The organism is Sphingobacterium sp. SGG-5, assembly GCF_011043525.1.
Lineage (GTDB): Bacteria > Bacteroidota > Bacteroidia > Sphingobacteriales > Sphingobacteriaceae > Sphingobacterium.
The window spans coordinates 390,071-407,233 of record NZ_JAAKGO010000004.1 but is presented as its reverse complement, the minus strand read 5'-3'; the positions used below and the strand labels follow the sequence as shown (position 1 = coordinate 407,233).

At 40.8% G+C, this 17,163-nt stretch carries 18 protein-coding genes; 11 read left to right on the top strand and 7 right to left on the bottom strand.

The genetic code is table 11. The features are described 5' to 3' along the window. Nucleotides 1-2 precede the first annotated feature (2 nt). The 7 genes from G5B30_RS08210 to panB all read right to left on the bottom strand — a co-directional run bounded on the left by G5B30_RS08210 (nucleotide 3) and on the right by panB (nucleotide 6,108). Nucleotides 3-782: a murein L,D-transpeptidase catalytic domain family protein gene (locus G5B30_RS08210; RefSeq protein WP_165319492.1), complete on the bottom strand. Its 780-nt coding sequence runs from the start codon at nucleotides 780-782 to the stop codon at nucleotides 3-5. 84 nt (nucleotides 783-866) lie between these two features. Next, a complete protein-coding gene (locus tag G5B30_RS08205; protein WP_165319491.1) occupies nucleotides 867-1,898 on the bottom strand; it encodes a L,D-transpeptidase in 1,032 nt (343 codons plus the stop codon). A gap of 79 nt (nucleotides 1,899-1,977) precedes the next feature. Further along, nucleotides 1,978-2,466, bottom strand: a complete 489-nt coding sequence (locus G5B30_RS08200) for a GDYXXLXY domain-containing protein (protein WP_165319490.1) — start codon at nucleotides 2,464-2,466, stop codon at nucleotides 1,978-1,980. Next, on the bottom strand, nucleotides 2,453-3,535 hold the full coding sequence (locus G5B30_RS08195) for a DUF4401 domain-containing protein (RefSeq protein WP_165319489.1): 1,083 nt from the start codon (nucleotides 3,533-3,535) through the stop codon (nucleotides 2,453-2,455). Before G5B30_RS08195 ends, G5B30_RS08200 begins: the two co-directional genes overlap by 14 nt. After that, on the bottom strand, nucleotides 3,525-4,481 hold the full coding sequence (locus tag G5B30_RS08190; protein ID WP_240903139.1) for a DUF2157 domain-containing protein: 957 nt from the start codon (nucleotides 4,479-4,481) through the stop codon (nucleotides 3,525-3,527). The genes G5B30_RS08195 and G5B30_RS08190 overlap by 11 nt, the downstream gene beginning before the upstream one ends. Before the next feature lie 205 nt (nucleotides 4,482-4,686). Next, complete coding sequence (locus tag G5B30_RS08185) at nucleotides 4,687-5,286, bottom strand: hypothetical protein (protein WP_165319488.1); 600 nt, start codon at nucleotides 5,284-5,286, stop codon at nucleotides 4,687-4,689. 6 nt (nucleotides 5,287-5,292) lie between these two features. Continuing rightward, nucleotides 5,293-6,108, bottom strand: coding sequence for a 3-methyl-2-oxobutanoate hydroxymethyltransferase (panB, locus tag G5B30_RS08180; protein WP_165319487.1), 816 nt, complete (start codon nucleotides 6,106-6,108; stop codon nucleotides 5,293-5,295). 67 nt (nucleotides 6,109-6,175) lie between these two features. Here panB and G5B30_RS08175 point away from each other — a divergent pair, with 67 nt between their 5' ends. The 11 genes from G5B30_RS08175 to G5B30_RS08125 all read left to right on the top strand — a co-directional run bounded on the left by G5B30_RS08175 (nucleotide 6,176) and on the right by G5B30_RS08125 (nucleotide 17,118). Continuing rightward, complete coding sequence (locus tag G5B30_RS08175; RefSeq protein WP_165319486.1) at nucleotides 6,176-6,919, top strand: RluA family pseudouridine synthase; 744 nt, start codon at nucleotides 6,176-6,178, stop codon at nucleotides 6,917-6,919. Nucleotides 6,920-6,923: 4 nt separating this feature from the next. Next, on the top strand, nucleotides 6,924-7,505 hold the full coding sequence (locus tag G5B30_RS08170) for a TlpA family protein disulfide reductase (protein WP_165319485.1): 582 nt from the start codon (nucleotides 6,924-6,926) through the stop codon (nucleotides 7,503-7,505). Next, nucleotides 7,502-8,335, top strand: a complete 834-nt coding sequence (gene pyrF, locus G5B30_RS08165) for an orotidine-5'-phosphate decarboxylase (RefSeq protein ID WP_165319484.1) — start codon at nucleotides 7,502-7,504, stop codon at nucleotides 8,333-8,335. Before G5B30_RS08170 ends, pyrF begins: the two co-directional genes overlap by 4 nt. A 185-nt stretch (nucleotides 8,336-8,520) precedes the next feature. Beyond that, nucleotides 8,521-10,626: a nitrite reductase gene (locus G5B30_RS08160; protein ID WP_165319483.1), complete on the top strand. Its 2,106-nt coding sequence runs from the start codon at nucleotides 8,521-8,523 to the stop codon at nucleotides 10,624-10,626. A gap of 2 nt (nucleotides 10,627-10,628) precedes the next feature. Beyond that, complete coding sequence (gene cobA / locus G5B30_RS08155; RefSeq protein ID WP_165319482.1) at nucleotides 10,629-11,405, top strand: uroporphyrinogen-III C-methyltransferase; 777 nt, start codon at nucleotides 10,629-10,631, stop codon at nucleotides 11,403-11,405. After that, the gene (locus tag G5B30_RS08150) at nucleotides 11,405-11,986 is read left to right on the top strand and encodes a bifunctional precorrin-2 dehydrogenase/sirohydrochlorin ferrochelatase (RefSeq protein ID WP_165319481.1); all 582 of its coding nucleotides are present in this window, start codon (nucleotides 11,405-11,407) and stop codon (nucleotides 11,984-11,986) included. The genes cobA and G5B30_RS08150 overlap by 1 nt, the downstream gene beginning before the upstream one ends. Continuing rightward, nucleotides 11,980-12,678: a phosphoadenylyl-sulfate reductase gene (locus G5B30_RS08145; protein ID WP_410528440.1), complete on the top strand. Its 699-nt coding sequence runs from the start codon at nucleotides 11,980-11,982 to the stop codon at nucleotides 12,676-12,678. Before G5B30_RS08150 ends, G5B30_RS08145 begins: the two co-directional genes overlap by 7 nt. 36 nt (nucleotides 12,679-12,714) lie before the next feature. Next, nucleotides 12,715-13,605 (top strand): sulfate adenylyltransferase subunit CysD, encoded by an 891-nt coding sequence (gene cysD, locus G5B30_RS08140; protein ID WP_165319479.1) that lies wholly within the window; start codon nucleotides 12,715-12,717, stop codon nucleotides 13,603-13,605. Nucleotides 13,606-13,666: 61 nt separating this feature from the next. Beyond that, on the top strand, nucleotides 13,667-14,911 hold the full coding sequence (locus G5B30_RS08135; protein WP_206367052.1) for a sulfate adenylyltransferase subunit 1: 1,245 nt from the start codon (nucleotides 13,667-13,669) through the stop codon (nucleotides 14,909-14,911). Nucleotides 14,912-15,143: 232 nt separating this feature from the next. Next, nucleotides 15,144-16,160 (top strand): DNA-methyltransferase, encoded by a 1,017-nt coding sequence (locus G5B30_RS08130; RefSeq protein WP_165319477.1) that lies wholly within the window; start codon nucleotides 15,144-15,146, stop codon nucleotides 16,158-16,160. A gap of 67 nt (nucleotides 16,161-16,227) precedes the next feature. Further along, nucleotides 16,228-17,118, top strand: coding sequence for a cation diffusion facilitator family transporter (locus G5B30_RS08125; RefSeq protein WP_165319476.1), 891 nt, complete (start codon nucleotides 16,228-16,230; stop codon nucleotides 17,116-17,118). Nucleotides 17,119-17,163: the final 45 nt, after the last annotated feature.

Here is a 17,163-nt window from a genome sequence, read left to right as displayed (position 1 = left end):
ATTTAGTTCAATGTGGCCGAAGTCGGAGTGATATCCGGTAGTGGACGTTGAGCTGCTATAAGTGTCTCTGTATCCCTTACGAGTGTAGAATTCGCCATATACTCCACGTTGTCCGCGTAGATAAATAGCCCTGTACCATTCTTGATGGTATTGATAATCGGCTTTGTCAGCTCACGAGGTAATGCAGGACAGCCGTAACTTCTTCCCAGACGGCCCGTATTTTTGATGAAAGATGTACTGCAATAGTCTGCTCCGTGAATGACCACCGCACGCGCTTTTGCCTGATCGTTAATTCCTTTTTCTATCCCGTCGATCACAAGTGAGTAACCATTTCCGCCTACATAGGTTCCTTCGGTAATATAGAACCCCAGCGAACTTTGGAAGGAGCCATGTCTATTGGAAAATGATGTAGCGTACTTATCCCCACTGTTACGTCCATGGGAAACGATGGTGTGGAATAAAAGTTTTTTATTTTTGAGATCAATCACGTACATCCGTTTGTCGGTCGAAGGTAGACTGAAGTCTACGATGGTGATAATATCCTTATTGCGTAAAGACAAATTGTCAAAACCCAACATGGCCATTTCAAAAACCTCATATTTAAGCTTATCGGCTAAATCAATTTCCTGATACAGTATTTCAAGAGGGGAACGCTCGTCTATTATGGAATCTGTTTTTGTTGTTATTTTTGTTGAAGAAACTGGTTTGGAGATAGGTTGACTAAAAATGGTGTAAAATCCTGCAGCACAAATCAGCGCTAATAAAGACACAATATTTTTCATGGGCACACACTTTCTTTTTCCACATACAAAGGTCGTTATCAGTAGCTTACGAAAGTGTTAAATAATGTTAATTATAGGTTATTGTTAATCAATAACAATCACAAGGGAAGAAAAAGGCTTAATCCAATCGTATACAAATTTAGCGTGAGAAGAGGCATTTCGTACGCACATATGGGATCGGGGGGTAGTGCCTAGACTCCAACTATACTCCACAATTTTTCCTTTCGGGTTATTTACCGGGACGCCATGTATGTATGCACCATTCGTAAATCGACTCGCCCAAGGTGCAAAGCCTTCAATGGTCTTTGTCCCGTCTCCATAGTAAAACATTTTAGCTTTTTGTTCTTGCAGAACAAATATTCCGGTAGGTGTTTCCATCGCGTAAGGCGGTGCGTGCCTTCCTGTTGTCGCAGGGTTCATACTACGAATGATCCAACCTTTTTCCGCGTGTTCTAATGCACAGATATTTTGGTTTGTGACGTCCACAACGACGACATGTTTAAAGGTTGACGTGTCACCTATAGGCGTGACATATCGTCGAGGTATGTCCCAGACACCTTCAAAGTTTGTCAACCCTTTTATTGTAATCATTTTCAAAGTGTCGCTGGAAAGAAGCTTAACTAACGATCCATCGCGTGCATAGATGATCGGATGCTTTGTCTCACCTTCTTTATATAGCGGTGCGGATTGATAACGTTCCGTTCCCAAGGTATCCGACACACGTGTATATGCATTTCTTCTAAAATTGGACACAGTGGGCGCTTCGCCGTTTTTATTCCTATAATTGACGACTATTCCATAATCATTGTGCTCCCGCTGAAAATTTTCGATATACGCCAGACGTTCCTTGATCTTCTCCCACTGAAATACTCTAAACGTATCCTTATATTCGTATTTGTCCTCCAAGGTATATTTATCGTAGGCTAGTTCCTTTGATAGCACAATATCATCTGCCGTGCGGGGACGCCCCCGCTCTTTTTCTTCTTCTGCTTTTTTCGCTTTGGCAATACTATCCAGCTTTATTTTTTCCTTATCAACTGTTTTTTGTGTTGCCTGTTGGTTACAGGAACAGCATAGCGTAAGTGCACATACAAAAAATATAAATTGTTGTTTCATAACGGTTAATCTCATTTAATTAAAAATCGTATAGCAACGTCTGTACCAAAAATTAAATATTCCCAGTGGTCTGTCTCCATTATTTTATAAATTGGTGCCCCTGATCGTATAGTCCAATAAGGACACTATTCCCTTTCTGGTCTATTTTTATACCGCCATATTTTGCTTTTTCATACTTTTCAGCCTCCCCCTCTTGAAAGAAGTAGGATTCGGCACCAATATTTATCTTCCAGTCGTCCACCGCAGTATAGTTGATGGCGTATTCGTCATTACGAATGGGGGTTGGCAATTCCTGGAATCTTATTTTTTTACCTACTGCATTGGTGTCTATGTGGACAATGCAAAAACCTCGCTTGGGAATACTGTCTGCAGATATGTTTTCTGAAATACGGTATCGGAGTTGCATATAATCACCCTGTATCAGTGATCTGGGATCTACAGGCGCTAGCTCCAGGAGAATCAGTTTACCGTCCTTTATAATTTGTTCTTTTTTGGCTATCGAGGTGTTAAAGTATACCAATAGCAACAATAGATTGATGATAATCAGAATTGGTTTATAGTCTTTCATTAGGTATTAGCTTTTTATGAACGAGTGTATAAAGCAATAGAAATAACAGTCCTGTGCCAAATAAGAGCAAAGATTTGGTCAGAAGGCTGTAGTTCAAATCATAATAAAAACGAGAAATGAAATAGAGGAAAGCGATAATGCCAACAGCTAGGCCGGTTTTGTATTTTAGATGGAAACTCAGTAGTAATGTCAGGATACTGAATGATACAGCTGGATAATAATACGTAGGTAATAGTAGAAGCATGGCTACTATGCTGATTAATATGCGGTAAAGGGACTTATTAATTCGCAATAGTGGGGCGATTTTGAATGTAGTAAGTGCGATCAACAACAGGAATACAGTAGATGCAACCCAGCTGAATGTATCGTGCAGTTCAAAATTATAGATGTTATTATTGCCGATTATTAATAAGAACAGCAGAGAAAAAAGTAGGCCCGAACGGAGTGCATGATATGTCCGTATGGGAAGGATTACTCCTGTGGTCAAAATCTTAATTTCGTAGCCCATTATTAGCGTGAGTTTTATACTTAATAGCGCGACAAGGGGATAATATAAATCCTGTAGATTGTTATGAATGAGCATGGCCACCACATTGCCTGTGAGCAATAATACGGATAAAAAATTCAGCAGATAACTGCGGGATAGGTATAACGTGGCTATTTCTATAACTATAAACAGGGTGAGTGTAAGGTTCGTACTCCAGTCCAAACGGTCGCTGGCGAAAATAACGCAAGTGTACCCCATGAGATAAAATGAAGCACTGAAAGTATCCCATATGACCTTGGCTCCCCAACGGCCCAGGACTATCGCTGCGATGGTCATAACAATACCTACGGTAGTTAGTGCTACCGCGGATTCATAGAGTTCTGCTGCAAAGAGAAAGCCTGCGAAAGCGAGTGCTCCCAATATGCCTCCGGCTATGGACAGGATTTTGATCGCTAATGTTTGTTGGTCTTGGGTATCGTTTCGGATTTCGTCCAAGATCGCGTTGTGGTCAAATGTTAGTTCTCGTTCGCTGCTTTCTTTCAGATCAATTGTTAGCTGATGTATGTTGTCCTTATTGATCATGATTCCATTTTCGTTGTATGTAAATGAGGTACTTAACGGTGGCTGTCACGGATACGACAATAAACAGACTTAGAAAAAGAAAAGTGTCTATATCGTTATGTCCATATCTCATCAATATAGCCGAGACGCTGATGATCAGACTAAAGGCTGCCGCTGCGAGGTAAAAGGTACTTTTCATACGTCTGGAAAACCATATGGCTGCACCTATCGTTACGATATATAAGGGTGATAAAATAATTGCAAAGGAAGATAACTGCTCCATTATTTGGTATATTACTGTTAGCGTCAGAAAAGCAATAGCCGTCAAAGAGAGGGTCTGTATGAGCCATTGTGCGGTCATGACCTTTTTCATGTGTTTTAGGTATAGCGATCCGATAGCTATAGTAGTGTTAAGAGCAAATAACAAGGTACATATGTATTCAAAATTCCAATCCTTTGCTACTTGGTTACTATATAAGATGAAAGTGGTATTGATCAGAATGACATAGAGTAAGGTCAGCGGTGCAAAACTGCTGATGATCACCCAGATACTTATAAATAAAGTCCAGGCCAGAAAGAAATCGTAAGCATCGGCACCAGTCTGGTAGATCTGTCCGAATACGGCGAATAGAACCCCGACCATCAATGATGCAACTGTAAGGATAATAGATCTTAGGATAGGTTTTCGAAAATAAATTAATGCCAATAGGGTGCTAAGGGTCAATAGTCCTTCGGCAATGCCTATTTTTGCAAATTTGGGAAGATCGGTCCAATTATATGCGAAGAAGAAAACAATACCTGCTGTACAGAAACCGCAACCTAATACCAACAGAAGGTAATTCACGAATCGTTGCCAGTCACCCGGGCTGGCATGGGTATGTCGTTCAAGACTATTTTTTAAGTCTTGTGTGGTCATATCGCTATGCCGGCTTATTCGAAGTAGATCTTCTTTTGTGATTTTACCCATTTATCTTGTGATTTCATCCTTTTTGAATAGGCCCCCTGTTGTTTAACGTACTTTTTTGCTTAAAAATAATACTTTTATTTAGGAGATCAGTATATCGAGGAGATAAAAGTTTAATGTGTCGAATCTCTTTGCGATGACGCTCATCGGGTTACAATCGACTTTTAGTTGGGAACTTGGGATATTGTGTACGATAAGATCAAACGATTTAAATAATTGGGAATAGCTTGGTCTCTAACTCCTTGTCGAACAACTGTAATTTATCAAAAAAGAGCTTATTTTGGGGGTCGTCCTGTAGTAGGTAGGGGATATAGATTTGCTTGGTTCCTATTCGTAATTTATAATACCCCAACAATAAGCCATTATTTTTCTGTACGGCACGGACCTCCTTCACTTCGCTGACATCCTGGAGCAGGTTGAAGCGTATCAGCTCGCCTTTTAAGTTTTCTATACTAATATTGTCCGTGTTCGTGTCGTATCGTATGTTTTGCCCTTTCACAGCATTTGCATGATTGTTGAATACGAAAAATTGACCGATGAGGTATAAACACACCGGAAGTATAATTAAGGCGATCTTAAATTTTGCAGCGATCAGGAAGATAATAAATAGCAATAAGATGCCTGTTCCAACACTGTATAAAACCGCTCGAAGGCTTCGTTTTAGGACTTGTGTTGATACGGCCAGCAACAGGATCTGGTTGGGACGTACTCGTTTCTCTTCGATGCTTGCGCTGAAAAAATTTAGTCGGCGGAAGATATAGTATACCAATACCGCCAGCAGGACACCTATGATGATTATTTTCCCCAATGTGGATTAATATTGTTCGTTTTCTCCCGGATAATCTTGCGATTTTACATCCGCAACATATTGTGCTGTAGCCTTAGCAATATCCTCAAAGAGATGGAGGTATTGCCTCAAAAATTTTGGTTTGAAGTCTTTTGTCATACCCAGCATATCGTTAACCACCAGTACCTGCCCATCACAGCTATTCCCGGCACCGATACCAATAGTCGGAATGTGCAGAGATTCGGTTACGTCCTTCGCTAATTGTGCTGGTATCTTTTCCAGCACAAGGGCAAAACATCCCGCCTCCTGCAGCGCCAATGCATCGGATTTTAATTTTGTTGCTTCAGCCTGTTCTTTAGCGCGAACACCAAAATCTCCAAACTGGTAAATAGACTGTGGTGTCAGTCCGAGGTGACCACATACAGGAATTCCTGCCTGTACAATTTTTTTAATATTCTCGATGATCTCGATACCTCCTTCCATTTTGACAGCATGAGCACCGGATTCTTTCATCATGCGTACTGCAGCATCATATGCCTTTTCGGTGGAGCCCTGGTATTCCCCAAATGGAAGATCAACCAACACCATTGCCCGCTTGGTCGCCCGGCTCACCGCAGAGGCGTGATAGATCATATGATCCAAGGTCATCGGTAACGTGGTTTCGTAGCCCGCAAATACGTTAGCAGCCGAATCGCCTACGAGGATGACATCTATTCCTCCTTCGTCCAACGCTCTTGCCGTAGAGAAATCGTATCCCGTCAACATGCTTATTTTCTCACCACGAGCCTTCATTTCTTTAATAGTAGAAGTCGTGACACGTTTAATGATCTTGTTTACCGACATAAATTCGTGTTTGTTCTACTGCAAAAGTAGGAATAATATATATGAATTGTTTTGTTATTTTTGCACCATGATTGAAAACGAAGTCCGTACATTTAAGTTCCCTAAGTTTCGTGATCTGATTATTTATGAAGACGAGAACCTGATTGTCATCAATAAACCGCCCTTTATTGCTTCATTAGACCAACGCGAAGGAGGGGCTGTTCATATTCTTGGCCTGGCAAAAAAATATCATGCCGACGCGCAAGTCTGCCATCGTCTGGACAAAGAAACGTCTGGCCTGTTATTGATTGCTAAAAATCCGGAGACCTATCGTTCAGTATCTATCGAGTTTGAAAAAAGACGGGTGAATAAAGTGTACCACGCTATCATAGATGGTACCCACACGTTTGAAAATTTAAAAGTAGATCTCCCGATATTAAATCAGGGCAATAAAAATGTGAGCATCGACCGTGCAAGAGGTAAGCAGGCAGAAACGATTTTTAACAGTCTTCGCTATTTCAAACATTATACATTGGTAGAATGTAAGCCAATTACGGGCAGGATGCACCAGATACGTATTCATTTGGCAACACAACATGCTGCCATCGTGGGGGATGCGATGTATAAAGGTAAACCCGTGTACTTGTCACAAATCAAAAAACGTGGTTTTACGCTATCCAAAGGGGAGGAGGAAACGCCCATTATTAAGCGGTTTGCCCTACATGCAAAAACAATATCCTTTACTTTACATGGGAAAGATTATGCTTTCGAAGCGGAATATCCCAAAGATTTTGCTACCTTACTCAAACAATTGGAAAAATTTGATCTATAGAAATATGCGTGTTCACAAAAACAGATTAGCCGGGCTTTTCGTCATTATGGTACTCCTATTAACAGCATGTAACAATAATGCCGATAAGAATAAAGAGACAGCCAATGAAACAACGCCAGAGGCGACTACAACTCCATCCACCGCTCCGACACAAAATGAAGTAAGCGTTTCTGCTACATTCAAAGATGAACAAGGTACGATTGTAAACACCGCGGATTTGAAAGGAAAGGTTGTATTCATAAACTTTTGGGCAACCTGGTGTCCTCCCTGTCGGAAAGAGATGCCTTCTATCCAAACTTTATATAACAAGTTTAAAGATAACACGAATATTATCTTCCTTATCGTAGAGATTGAAAATGACGTGGAAGGAACCAAGCGTTTTCTGGCGGAAGGTGATCTTCAATTGCCTATTGTCTATCCACAGGACGACATTCCTAAGGAATGGTTGGGAGGTGCTATTCCTACGACGGTCATTTTGGATAAGAATGGGGTAATAGCAGCTAAACAAGAAGGTATGTATGACTTCGGTACACCAGCCGTAGAAGATTTTATTCAAGAGCTTATAGACGACTCAACCACAGAATGACCAGAGAAACGCTAATACAGCAAATTAAAACAAAGCGATCTTTCCTTTGTGTAGGACTTGATACAGACATAACGAAAATTCCCGAGCATCTGCTTGGTGAAGAGGATCCTATTTTTGTGTTCAACAAAGCTATTATTGAGGCTACGGAGGATCTGTGTGTAGCTTATAAACCGAATATTGCCTTCTATGAGAGTTATGGCGTTAAGGGGTGGCAAACTTTAGAGAAGACTTGGCAAGTACTACCGTCCACTTGCTTAAGTATCGCCGACGCCAAAAGAGGCGATATCGGCAATACGTCCAAGATGTATGCACAGGCCTTTTTTGATCAGACACTATCGGGAATGAGTTTTGACGCGATTACAATAGCCCCTTATATGGGCAAAGATTCGGTAACACCTTTCTTAGACTTTCCGGATAAGTGGGCCATCGTGCTCGCATTGACTTCTAACGAAGGAAGTAAGGATTTTCAGAATTTCGCCAATCCGGCACAAAAGCAATTGTTTGAAGAAGTTATCGATCGCACGAATAGCTGGGGCACGATAGACAATCTGATGTATGTTGTTGGCGCTACGCGGGGCGAAGCCTTTCTTAAGATTCGTGAACATGCACCTGATCATTTCTTGTTGGTGCCGGGTGTAGGTGCTCAGGGAGGTTCATTACACGAGGTGTGCAAGTACGGGATGAATAAAGACTGTGGCCTCTTGGTCAATAGCACACGCGGTATCATTTATGCTTCCTCTGGTAAAGACTTTGCTGAAAAGGCTCGGGAAGAAGCGGTAAAGCTGCAACAGGAAATGGAAACCGAACTGATAAACGCCGGCGTTATATAGTCTTTCTAATCCTATTTGTTCCTATTTCTCGTTGTGTCTTTATTAATATATACTAATTTGGTAGATTATATAGGACTAATTGAAAATATTTTTTTACCTTTGCTTCGTTGTTCCAAAAAAAGAATAGACAACATGTGTGGAGTGAACTATTAATTATTGAATAAAAAGTACAACAGAATTTAAGTATGCTAAGCTTTCGAACAGAATTGGAAAATCCGGTTGTCCCGCAGGAAATCATTGATTTAGACAACAACATCCGAGCCTATAGAGAAGGGAAGATTGTTGAAGACAAATTTAAATCATTAAGATTGGCTCGTGGTATTTATGGTCAACGTCAACCGGGCGTGCAAATGGTGCGTATCAAGATACCTTTTGGCAGACTGACATTCAAACAGTTGCTCAAGATTGCTGATGTCTCCGACGAATATGCTTCTTCTAATCTGCATTTTACCACGCGTCAAGATATACAGATTCACTTTGTGAGCTTAGATCGTACACCTGAGTTATGGGCTAAACTATCGGAGGACGATATTACCATTCGAGAGGCCTGTAGTAATACGGTAAGGAACGTGACCGCTTCCTGCATCGCTGGTATCGATCCGGATGAACCTTTTGATGTGGCTCCTTATGCTCACGGCTTCTTTAAATATTTTCTTGGAAATCCTGTCAGCATGGAACTCGGCCGGAAGTTTAAGTTTGGCTTTTCTTCCAGTGAAAAGGATACAGCACTTTCTTTTATCCATGACATTGGTTTTATTCCAAAAGTGAAATATGAAAACGGTGAGGAAGTAAGAGGGTTTAAAGTTGTATTGGGTGGTAGCTTGGGTGCACAGCCTTATATTGGACAGTCGGTATCTGAATTTATGCATGAAGATCTGATTATTCCGTTCTCGGAATCTGTTGTACGCGTATTTGGTATATACGGTGAGCGTGCCAACCGTAACAAGGCCCGTTTAAAATTCTTGCTAAACAAGGTAGGCTTTGATGAATTTGTAAAAATGGCGGCGGAAGAACAGATTGCCAATAAAGTAAAAACGTACAAAATAGACCGGAATACGGTACAAGAACCTGTTATTCCAGAACCTGTGGTAACACAGGTGGAAATTCCGGCTGATCGCCAATTAGCTTATGACTTATGGTTAGCCACAAATATATTTGAACAAAAGCAAGCTGGTTTTTACGGTGTCTTTATAAAAGCCAAAACCGGAGATATGTCTACAGCTACAGCGCGGAAACTTGTGGCGTCTGTAAGACATATCGTAGCCGATGATATGCGTGTGACTATCAATCAAGGCTTATTACTGAAATATGTCCGGAAAGACAATCTCGCGGAATTATTCTTAGCATTGGATGCATTAGGATTGACCGAACCGGGACATGACAGTATCGCGGATGTGACAACTTGTCCCGGAACAGACACCTGTAATCTGGGAATTTCGAACTCTATGGAATTGTCCCGCGTATTGGAATCTGTGATATATGAAGAGTACGCCGACTTTGTGTATAACAAAGAAATTAAAATAAAAATCAGCGGTTGTATGAACAGCTGTGGTCAGCATGGTATTGCACACATCGGCTTTCACGGTAGCTCGATGAAAGTGAATGGAAAGATCATGCCAACAGTACAAGTATTGTTAGGCGGGGGGGCTGTCGGCAATGGTGAAGGCCGGGCAGCAGATAAAGTGATCAAGGTTCCGTCAAGAAGAGCACCGGAAGTGTTGCGTACGATATTAGATGACTACAGTTCCAAAGCACAGGATTATCAAAGTTTTCTGCATTACTACGATGGGTTAGGCAAAGACTATTTTTATCAGTTGTTGAAGCCTATTGCCGACCAAAGTACAGTAGTGGCTGAAGATTATATCGACTGGGGGCAGGATGAGGAATTTGTAAGAGCTATTGGTGTTGGCGAATGTGCTGGTGTCATTATTGACTTGGTCGCAGCGCTACTAAACGATTCCGAAGAAAAACTGTACTTGGCAGACCTCTCTATTCAAAATCAAGCATATTCTGACGGGATCTATCATACGTATAGTTCCTTTATCAATGGGGCAAAAGCATTACTGTTAGACAAACAGGTGCATAGCAGTACACAAATAGGCATTATCAAAGATTTTGACAACTACTTTGTGGATTCAGGAGAATTTAACTTTGGTCAAAGCTTTTCGGAGTTGGTGCTTCAGATGAGCAAAAATGAGCCGACAGAGGATTTTGCAAAGGCTTATTATGCACAAGCTCAACAGTTTTTAGAACAAACTAAGTTACAGCGAGAAGCTGTATTAGCAAAGTAATCATGCAACAAAACAAACATATTGAACCAAAAGTAACATTAGTAGGGGCGGGCCCGGGAGATCCTGATTTGATTACCTTGAAAGGTATAAAAGCTATACAGGGTGCAGATGTTATTCTTTATGATGCTTTAGTCAATAAAGAGATATTGGAGCATACTAAATCTACATGTACCAAGATCTATGTGGGAAAGCGGGCGGAGAGGCTATCGACCTCGCAGGATTATATCAATAAGCTCATGGTGGATTACGCCTTGACATATGGACATGTTGTTCGGTTGAAAGGAGGCGATCCTTTTGTATTTGGCCGAGGAGGCGAAGAGTTAGATTACATTCGTCAATTTGATATTCCGACCGCGGTTATTCCTGGTATTTCCTCGTCTGTAGGGCTTACCGGGCTACAACAAATTCCGTTGACATATCGCGGTATTAGTGAGAGCTTCTGGGTGATTACGGGGTCAACTTCTGATGGAAGATTGTCAGACGATCTATACAAGGCCGTCCATACCAATGCAACAGTGGTTGTATTGATGGGATATTCCAAACTTCAACAGATAATAGCTTTATATCAAGAAAACGGGCGTGGCGAATTGCCTATCGCATTGATCCAAAATGGATCGTTGCCTACGGAGCGCGTAGCAGTAGGTACAGTAGATACTATTTTGGCGGAAGTACATAAGAATTTATTGGGTGTTCCTGCTATTATTATTTTAGGAGAAGTAGTGAGTAAACATCAGTCTTTCAATAGACTACGTAACGAAATACAGTTGCTTGAAATTTAATGAACACGTTGTTTCCCATATATGTCAAGATGGATCAGGTCCGGACGCTATTAGTGGGAGCGGGGCCGGTTGGATTGGAAAAGTTACAAGCTATTTTTCGAAATTCACCGCAAGCACATGTATATATCGTGGCCGAAAGAGTAGATGAAGAGGTCCGTGCATTTCTGGCCGACAAGCCTACAGCATCTTTAAGTCAGCGAAGCTTTGAGGTAGAGGACTTGGAAAATATAGGATTAGTCGTTTTAGCAACCAACAACGAACGGTTGAATGCGCAGATCCGGCAATTAACAATAGCGAGAAATATACTACTTAATGTAGCAGATAAGCCGACATTATGTGATTTCTATTTAGGTTCGGTTGTACAAAAGGGAAATTTGAAAATTGGTATTTCGACCAATGGCAAATCACCAACAATGGCCAAACGATTGAAAGAAATTCTCCAAGCTATCGTACCGGAGGAAATTGATGAAGCTTTGGTTCTTATGCAACAGATGCGAGACCAGCTAAAAGGCGATCTTCAAGAGAAAATTAAAGTACTCAATGCACATACACAAGAATTAGTAGATAAGAACAGATCATGATAGCGAGTTTAAAAAAGGAATTAGCAGCGTTAGATGCTCGCCAAATTATTCAATTTATCTCAGACAAATACGGCGAAAAGGCAGTTTTTTCCACTTCGTTTGGCATTGAGGATCAGGTTATCACACATATGCTTGCTGAAGCCGAAACCAAAGCGTCGGTTTTTACCTTGGAGACCGGTCGATTGTTTCCGGAGACATATTATGTATGGAACAGAACATTGGAAAAATATGGATTGCCGATTAAAGCGTATTATCCAAATACAACCGCGGTAGAACGCTTAGTGACAGAAAAAGGTCCATCCAGCTTTTATGAAAGTGTGGAAAACCGCAAAGAATGCTGTTACATCCGGAAAATAGAACCACTTAAACGGGCTATCCAGGGATATGAAGTCTGGATCACAGGTATCCGCGCAGAGCAGTCAGCCAACAGAGAAGATATGGACTTTATCGAGTGGGATGATGCGAACCAAATCATAAAGATTCATCCTTTGTTTCACTGGACCTTATCCGAGGTGGAAGACTTTCTAAAACAACATCACGTTCCCTATAATCCCCTACATGATAAAGGTTTCCCAAGTATAGGATGTCAACCTTGCACAAGAGCTATACTGCCGGGAGAAGATTTTCGTGCCGGCAGGTGGTGGTGGGAAGATAGAAGTAAAAAAGAATGTGGATTACATGCAACAAATTAAAATTAGCATAACCCTTGTAACTTATTAAAATTAAGAATGGATTACTTAGATCATTTAGAAGCAGAAGCCATTTATATACTCCGGGAAGTTGCCGGACAGTTTGAAAATCCAGCGCTTTTGTTTTCCGGTGGGAAAGATAGTATTACTTTAGTTCATTTAGCAAAAAAAGCATTCCGTCCCGGAAAATTTCCTTTTCCGCTCGTGCATATCGATACAGGGCATAATTTCCCCGAGACGATTGCTTTTCGAGATTGGCTGATCGAACAAACAGGAGAGAAGCTCATTGTGGGCTTGGTGCAGGATAGTATCAATGCGGGCAAAGTTATTGAGCAGAAAGGAAAAAATGCCAGTAGAAATCCATTGCAGATCGTCACCCTATTAGATACTATCGAAAAACATAGTTTTGACGCTTGTATAGGAGGTGCCCGCCGTGATGAGGAAAAGGCCCGTGCTAAGGAACGAATTTTTTCAGTAAGAGATGAGTTCGGTCAGTGGGATCCTAAACGACAACGACCAGAGCTATGGAATATATTTAACGGCCGAATCCATAAAGGTGAGAATGTGCGGGTATTTCCCATCTCCAACTGGACGGAGTTGGATGTGTGGAATTACATCAAGCGAGAGAACATAGCACTTCCCTCTATCTATTTTAGTCACGAGAGAGATGTTGTTTTACGTAACGGACAGTGGATGGCTGCAGCAGATTGCCTTAATATCGATGCAGAGGATAGAGTAGAACATAGATCAGTAAGGTTTAGAACAGTAGGTGATATGACATGTACAGCTGCTGTAAGTTCGCAAGCGGTGGAGTTGGATGATATTATTGCAGAAATAAAAGCTTCAACGGTCAGTGAACGGGGAGCGCGGATGGACGACAAGGTGTCGGAGGCGGCGATGGAAGAACGAAAGAAGCAGGGATATTTTTGATATGATAAGCGTATTGCGAACTATAAAGATCTCAATACTCAATACTCAATACTACAATAAAATGAATATATTAAAATTTATAACGGCAGGATCGGTAGATGACGGTAAGAGTACACTGATAGGCCGTTTACTATACGATACAAATTCTATTTTGGACGACCAGCTGGAGGCTATTCAAAAAGCAAACCGCAAGAATGATGACGGAACGGTAGATTTAGCTATCCTGACAGACGGATTGAAAGCGGAGCGTGAGCAAGGTATCACCATCGATGTCGCTTATAAATACTTCCAGACAGAGCGGCGCAAATTTATCATCGCAGATGCACCCGGTCATATTCAATACACAAGGAATATGATAACAGGAGCGTCCAATTCAGATTTGATTATCATTTTAGTCGATGCACGTAAGGGGGTTATCGAACAAACCAAACGACATTCTTTTATTGCAAAACTATTGTCCTTGAAACAGGTGCTTGTGTGTGTCAATAAAATGGATATGGTAGACTATGAGCAGGCCGTATTCGAAAATATCAAGACAGATTATGAAAAATTAGCACGCAATCTAAAACTCGAACATGTAGACTTCATTCCTGTTTCGGCATTAAAAGGGGATAATATTGTTGCGAAGTCGGATCGTATTTCGTGGTATACGGGGCCAACGTTACTTGATTATCTCGAAAATGTTGAGTTTGAGGAAAAAAATAATTCTTCTTGGCGTTTCCCTGTACAATGGGTTATACGTCCACAAACTGCAGAATTACCTGATTATAGAGGTTATGCGGGAAGGGTATTAGGAGAGGGGCTGACAGTAGGTGACGAAGTCGTTGTATTGCCGAGTGGTGTGCGGAGTTCCATAAAAAGTATCGAACTGAATCAAATCGAGTTGGATGCTGCGCATAACGGACAGTCGGTGATCTTACATCTGAGTGACGACATTGATATTTCCAGAGGAGATTTCATCGTCAGCGCAACAAATGCGGCTCTTTCAGAACGGTCGTTTGAAGCCAATATTAGCTGGTTTGAAAATAAGGCATTAGATATGAATCAAGTTTATCTGCTGCAAAATCACAGTAAGGTTACCAAAATCAAAATTCCTGAGATTCTGTATAAGTTTGATGTGAATACGCAAGAACGCATTTATGATGAAGATATTCGCTTAAATGACATAGGCCGTATTGTTGTTAAGGCTGCAGATGATGTAGTATTTGATTTAAATCGAGATTTTCCGGAAAATGCAAGAGCAATTATTGTCGACCCGCGTAATAATCTGACTGTTGGTGCATTAATTGTAGAAGATTTTGCATAAAAATATAATACAATCCGTAAATAAGAAAGCTCTCAATGTTATTTTTGAGGGCTTTTTTACCCTTGGAGGTAAGCGGTAAAAAAAGCGCATGCAATACTATTTAACATAATATGAATTATTTGACTTTCCATTATCTTTTTTCTGAGAACGAACTCTCAATTTATTTTATAGCTTTGCATGCATGAATCATCATGCTACAAAACACCGCATAATCATTAGCGCTGCTCAGCATATGGAACAGCTGGAAGACAATTCTATTGCGTTGGTAGTTACATCACCGCCATATCCAATGATAGCCATGTGGGATGAGATTATGGCGAAACAAAATCCGGCAGTTCAAGATGCATTAGATCAAAATGATGGGCATCATGCTTTTGAACTGATGCATGCCGAACTTGATAAAGTCTGGGCAGAAGTTGAAAGAGTCTTAATGCCAGGCTGTTTTGCATGTATTAATATCGGTGATGCGACCCGGACTATAAATGGTGAATTTTCATTGTATCCCAATCATTCAAGAATTATAGGCGCATTTCAAAAATTAGGCATGTCAAACTTGCCAAATATCCTTTGGCGGAAACAAACCAATGCGCCGAATAAATTTATGGGATCAGGAATGCTTCCCGCAGGCGCTTATGTCACCCTAGAGCATGAGTGGATCCTGATTTTCAGAAAAGGCGGAAAAAGACAATTCAATACGGAAAGCGAAAAGTTGCGACGAAAAGAAAGTTCCTTCTTCTGGGAAGAAAGAAATGTTTGGTTCTCTGACTTGTGGGATTTAAAAGGAACAAAACAAAAAATAGACAATTCGGATACACGAAAACGAAGCGCTGCCTATCCTTTTGAGATACCTTATAGATTAATCCATATGTATTCCTTACAAGGTGATACTGTTTTAGATCCATTCTTGGGTACGGGGACAACATGCTTAGCAGCTATTGCTTCCCAAAGAAACAGTATTGGCTATGAAATTGATCCTTTGTTTTTAAATATTATAACAGATAATATCGTGTCTACGCCAATTAGCTTTTATAACGCCATTATACAAAACCGTATTGATCAACACGCTAACTTTATTGCTGAACGAAGGACAAATGCCAAAAAGAGTGAAGTCAAACACTTTAATAAAAACCTAAAGATCCCTGTAATAACCAATCAGGAGACAGAAATAAAATTTTCAAATGTAAAAATGGTAACTCACACAGATAATCAATTGATTGCAACTTATCATTTACCGGATTCTAAAACGTAAATCGCTGTATCGACCGCATTCAAAATATTAAATAAATTATGTATTTTGCATTAAAATCAAGGGGGTGATGTCGAGTAACGCAGATAAGGCTATCCGTACAGCATATTTTAGTATCATTGGCAATTTAGGTTTGGCTGTTGTAAAATGGTTAGCGGGTTTTTTCGGGAATTCGTTTGCTTTGATTGCCGATGCCATCGAATCGACAACCGATATTTTCTCATCCGTCCTCGTTTTATTGGGCATTAAATACTCTAAACGACCTGCGGATGATACGCACCCCTATGGACACGGCCGTATTGAACCGTTAATTACCTTTGTCATTGTTATCTTTCTGGTTATCTCGGCGACAGTCATCGCCTATCAAAGTATCCTCAATCTAAGAACGCCGCATGAACCGCCCCAGGCCTGGACGCTAATTGTCTTAGGTGTCATTATTTTGTGGAAAGAGGCGTCTTACCAAGTTGTCATCCGTAAAAGCAAAGCTTTAAATAGTAGTTCTCTTAAGGCCGATGCCTGGCACCACCGAAGCGATGCCATTACCTCTATTGCTGCATTTATCGGTATCTCCGTCGCATTATGGTTGGGAGAAGGTTATGAATACGCGGACGATTGGGCAGCTCTTGTGGCCTCCGCCTTTATCCTGTACAATTGTTACCGTATTTTCCGTCCCGCCTTAGGCGAAATTATGGATGAAAATTTATATGAAAATTTAGTCGATAAGATCAAACAAAAATCATTGCAAGTCCATGGTGTGATCGATACGGAAAAATGTTTTGTCCGGAAAATTGGAATGTCTTTTATCGTAGATATCCACGCCGTTGTCGATCCCCATCTCAGTGTTCGCGAGGGACACGCGATTGCACACGCTTTGAAAGACTATTTGATGGATCAGATACCCAGTATATCTAATGTTTTTGTGCATGTCGAACCCTTTGAAGGTAATAGGATAATGAATTGACAACAATAGACTGAATAAATTGCAAAAATTTAATACAATTAGCAT

What these genes read in the sequence shown, in the direction of transcription:
- G5B30_RS08130 (WP_165319477.1), top strand. Translation starts at nt 15,144, where the DNA reads ATGGAACAGCTGGAAGACAATTCTATTGCGTTGGTAGTTACATCACCG.
- G5B30_RS08125 (WP_165319476.1), top strand. Translation starts at nt 16,228, where the DNA reads ATGTCGAGTAACGCAGATAAGGCTATCCGTACAGCATATTTTAGTATC.
- G5B30_RS08135 (WP_206367052.1), top strand. Translation starts at nt 13,667, where the DNA reads ATGAATATATTAAAATTTATAACGGCAGGATCGGTAGATGACGGTAAG.
- G5B30_RS08205 (WP_165319491.1), bottom strand. Translation starts at nt 1,898, where the DNA reads ATGAAACAACAATTTATATTTTTTGTATGTGCACTTACGCTATGCTGT.
- G5B30_RS08160 (WP_165319483.1), top strand. Translation starts at nt 8,521, where the DNA reads ATGCTAAGCTTTCGAACAGAATTGGAAAATCCGGTTGTCCCGCAGGAA.
- G5B30_RS08195 (WP_165319489.1), bottom strand. Translation starts at nt 3,535, where the DNA reads ATGATCAATAAGGACAACATACATCAGCTAACAATTGATCTGAAAGAA.
- G5B30_RS08210 (WP_165319492.1), bottom strand. Translation starts at nt 782, where the DNA reads ATGAAAAATATTGTGTCTTTATTAGCGCTGATTTGTGCTGCAGGATTT.
- G5B30_RS08170 (WP_165319485.1), top strand. Translation starts at nt 6,924, where the DNA reads ATGCGTGTTCACAAAAACAGATTAGCCGGGCTTTTCGTCATTATGGTA.
- G5B30_RS08175 (WP_165319486.1), top strand. Translation starts at nt 6,176, where the DNA reads ATGATTGAAAACGAAGTCCGTACATTTAAGTTCCCTAAGTTTCGTGAT.
- cysD (WP_165319479.1), top strand. Translation starts at nt 12,715, where the DNA reads ATGGATTACTTAGATCATTTAGAAGCAGAAGCCATTTATATACTCCGG.
- G5B30_RS08200 (WP_165319490.1), bottom strand. Translation starts at nt 2,466, where the DNA reads ATGAAAGACTATAAACCAATTCTGATTATCATCAATCTATTGTTGCTA.
- panB (WP_165319487.1), bottom strand. Translation starts at nt 6,108, where the DNA reads ATGTCGGTAAACAAGATCATTAAACGTGTCACGACTTCTACTATTAAA.
- G5B30_RS08150 (WP_165319481.1), top strand. Translation starts at nt 11,405, where the DNA reads ATGAACACGTTGTTTCCCATATATGTCAAGATGGATCAGGTCCGGACG.
- cobA (WP_165319482.1), top strand. Translation starts at nt 10,629, where the DNA reads ATGCAACAAAACAAACATATTGAACCAAAAGTAACATTAGTAGGGGCG.
- pyrF (WP_165319484.1), top strand. Translation starts at nt 7,502, where the DNA reads ATGACCAGAGAAACGCTAATACAGCAAATTAAAACAAAGCGATCTTTC.
- G5B30_RS08190 (WP_240903139.1), bottom strand. Translation starts at nt 4,481, where the DNA reads ATGGGTAAAATCACAAAAGAAGATCTACTTCGAATAAGCCGGCATAGC.